The organism is Rhodopseudomonas sp. BR0G17 (assembly GCF_010907025.1).
In the GTDB taxonomy this organism is placed as follows: domain Bacteria; phylum Pseudomonadota; class Alphaproteobacteria; order Rhizobiales; family Xanthobacteraceae; genus Rhodopseudomonas; species Rhodopseudomonas palustris_H.
Map to the genome: position 1 here is coordinate 1 of NZ_QUML01000076.1, position 3,183 is coordinate 3,183.

Consider the following 3,183-nt stretch of genomic DNA (forward strand, 5'->3'; position numbering starts at 1 on the left):
CAGCTTGACGGTGGCGACCATCTCGCCTTCGACCACCGGCTTGAACGCCGGCAGCGTCGCCAAAGTAATCGCCTCATCGACGGCGTTGACGCGATCGACCACGGCGCGATCGATCACCAGCACGCCGGTCCGTGCCGCGAACAGATTGGCGCGGCCGGTGAACGCGCGATCGACCGTCACGCCATCGCCGGCGACCGCGCCTGCCACATCCGCGGCCGCGACATCCTCCGAGACGTCACCGGGCTCGAGCTGAACCACCACGATCCCGGCGATGCCGGCCTTCTCCAGCGCCGCGACTTCGGCCGGGCCGATCGTCGTGCCCTTCTTGAGCAGCAGACCGTTCTGCCGCAGCGAATGCACGGTGACGCCGCCGATTGCATCGGCCGGACGGCGCGGGCCGAACTTCATGCCGCGGCCGCCTTGGACGATGCCGGCAGCCGCAGCGCTGCGGTGATCTCCGCCATGATCGACACTGCGATTTCGGACGGAGACACTGCGCCGATCGCGAGCCCGATCGGCGCGTGAATGCGGCCGAGGTCGGCATCGGAAGCGCCCTGCCCCTTCAGCCGCTCCAACCGCTTGGCGTGGGTTTTCTTCGAGCCGAGCGCGCCGATATAGAAGCAGTCGCGCGCGAAGGCGTGCAGCAGCGCCGGATCGTCAATCTTCGGATCGTGTGTCAGCGCCACGAAGGCGGTGTAGTGATCGATGTTTAGCGGCGGCAGCGCGACATCGGGCCACTCGGCGATCAGCGGCACGTCGGGGAAACGCTCAGGGCTGGCGAACGCGGTGCGCGGATCGACCACGGTGACGTCGTAACCAAGCGAGCGCGCCAGCGGTGCCAGCGCCTGACTGATATGCACGGCACCGACGATCACCAGCTTCGCGGTCGGCGCATAAACGTTGAGAAAAAGCTTGTTGCCGTCGACCTCGATGCTCGCGCTCTTGCCCATGCGGAGCTGTTTGCCGAGTTCGGCGGCGAGCGGATCGGCGGCGATGTCGGCGGCTTTCACCAGCCGCTGCGCGCCGGTCGCGGTGTCGGTCACCACGATCGCCGGACGCCGCGCGGCGCGTTCGGCGTTGAGTTGCTGCAGGATCTCGAACTTCACAGGCTACGCCCCACTTGCCTAGATCGCACCTCAGAAACCAGCCCGGGGTTACTCGCCCGTGGCCGCCACCCGTCATTGCGAGGAGCGAAGCGACGAAGCAATCCAGCTAGGTGCACTGAGCTCCTGGATTGCTTCGCTTCGCTCGCAATGACGGAGACCATATTTCAATTCCTCGCTCGCGTTCTCGGCCGCTCTCGCACGCTGCGAACTAATCGACCTTTTCGACGAACACCCGGATGGTGCCGCCGCAGCTCAGCCCGACCTTCCAGGCGGTCTCGTCGGCGACGCCGAATTCCAGCAGCTTCGGCGTGCCGCTGTCGATCACGTCGAGCGCTTCGGTGACCACCGCGCCTTCGACGCAGCCGCCCGACACTGAGCCGAGAAAGGTCCCCTCGTCATTGATCACCAGGCTGGAGCCGGCGGGACGCGGCGCCGATCCCCAGGTTTCCACCACGGTGGCGAGCGCCACGCCGCGGCCGGCTTTGCGCCAGTCCTCGGCGGCCCGCAGAATGTCTTCGTCGCGGTCGAGCTGCATGGAGGCGTCTCCTCTTGCTTGGCTGCTGGGCGCCGGTCAGGCGACGGAGCGGATCGTGCTGAAATGGTGCGGCGGCGGTGCCGACGACAGCGCCGCGATCAGCGTGTGCATCGAGGTCAAATTATGCACCGGGCGGAATTCGTCAACGTGGGGTAGCATCATTTTGATGCCCTGGGCGCGCGGCTCGAAGCCGTCGTAGCGCAGCAGCGGATTCAGCCAGATCAGCCGGCGGCAGGAGCGGTGCAGCCGGTCCATCTCGAACGCCAGCTTGGAGTCGCTCTCGCGCTCCAGCCCGTCGGAAATCAGCAGCACGATCGCGCCCTGGCCGAGCACCCGCCGCGCCCACAGCTTGTTGAAGCTGTGCAGCGACGTCGCGATCCGCGTGCCCCCGGCCCAGTCCTCGACCGAGGAGGTGCAGCTCGCCAGCGCCTCGTCCGGATCGCGCTGGCGCAGCGCGCGGGTAACGTTGGTCAGCCGCGTGCCGAACAAGAATGTCGACACCCGCTTGCGATCGTCGGTGATGGCATGAAGGAAGTGCAGGAACAGCCTTGTGTACTCACTCATCGAGCCGGAGATATCGAGCAGCGCCACGATCGGCGCTGGCTTGTCGATCAGGCCGAGCTTGCGAATGTCGACGATATCGCCGCCGGTGCGCAACGAGGCCCGCAGCGTGCGGCGCAGGTCGAGCTTGAGGCCGCGTCGCTCGGGACGCACTCTCCGGGTGCGCAGTTCGGCCTGCGGCAGCCGCATCCGCTCGATCGCACGAGTGACTTCGGCGATCTCGGCGGCGCTCATCTGCGCGAAGTCTTTCTTCTGCAGGATCTCCTTGTCGGAGACGGCAAGCCGCAGCTCCTGCTCTTCGGCCGATGGCATATCGCGCGTCGCCGCCGGCGACATCGCCTCCTGCACCCGGCGCGAGGCCGGCGGCGGCTTCTTTTTGGCGGCGTCCGGCAACGGGATCGAGTCCAGCATGTGCTGCCAGTCCTCGGCGGCGCGGAAGAACAGCGCGAACGCCTGATCGAAGATCAGCAGATGCTCGCGGCGCTTGACGAAGATCGCTTCCAGCGTGGCGTAGAGATCGTCGCGATGGCCGATCTCGATCAGCTGCAGCGCATCCAACGCATCGATCACCGCCCCCGGCCCGACCGGCAGCCCCGCCGCCCGCAGCGCCCGCGCAAAGCCGACCACATTGTCCGCCATCTTGCCGGTCGGCGGATTGAGATGGTCGATCATCGCGGTCGGATTACGCTGCATCGTTTGCCACGCTCTCTCAACTTGTCATTCCGGGGCGCGCCGAAGGCGCGATCCGAAATCTCGACATCAGTGCCGGCTTCAGATTCCGGGTTCGCGAGCTTTCGCTCGCGCCCCGGAATGACGAACTCGTAGTCAGTCCACACCCTCGCCGCTCACGCGGCCTGCTCCCTCTCCCGCTTGCGGGAGAGGGGTGGGGTGAGGGCGACGCGCGCACGGTGCCTGGGGCTCCCCCACCCCGGCCCTCCCCCGCAAGCGGGAGAGGGAGTCCGCTGCCGCTGTGGCGAAGGC

General features: G+C 67.1%; 4 protein-coding genes. All 4 read right to left on the reverse strand.

Features of this window, described 5'->3' with window-relative positions:
* The coding region (locus DY467_RS25210) for a molybdopterin-binding domain-containing protein (protein ID WP_502706455.1) at nucleotides 1-408 on the reverse strand (408 nt) is incomplete at its 3' end.
* Nucleotides 405-1,106 (reverse strand): XdhC family protein, encoded by a 702-nt coding sequence (locus DY467_RS25215; protein ID WP_164639772.1) that lies wholly within the window; start codon nucleotides 1,104-1,106, stop codon nucleotides 405-407. The genes DY467_RS25210 and DY467_RS25215, both read right to left, overlap by 4 nt.
* Before the next feature lie 208 nt (nucleotides 1,107-1,314).
* Nucleotides 1,315-1,641, reverse strand: a complete 327-nt coding sequence (locus DY467_RS25220) for an XdhC family protein (protein WP_011159337.1) — start codon at nucleotides 1,639-1,641, stop codon at nucleotides 1,315-1,317.
* A gap of 36 nt (nucleotides 1,642-1,677) precedes the next feature.
* Nucleotides 1,678-2,895 (reverse strand): vWA domain-containing protein, encoded by a 1,218-nt coding sequence (locus DY467_RS25225; protein WP_107356549.1) that lies wholly within the window; start codon nucleotides 2,893-2,895, stop codon nucleotides 1,678-1,680.
* Between the last annotated feature and the right edge of the window lie 288 nt (nucleotides 2,896-3,183).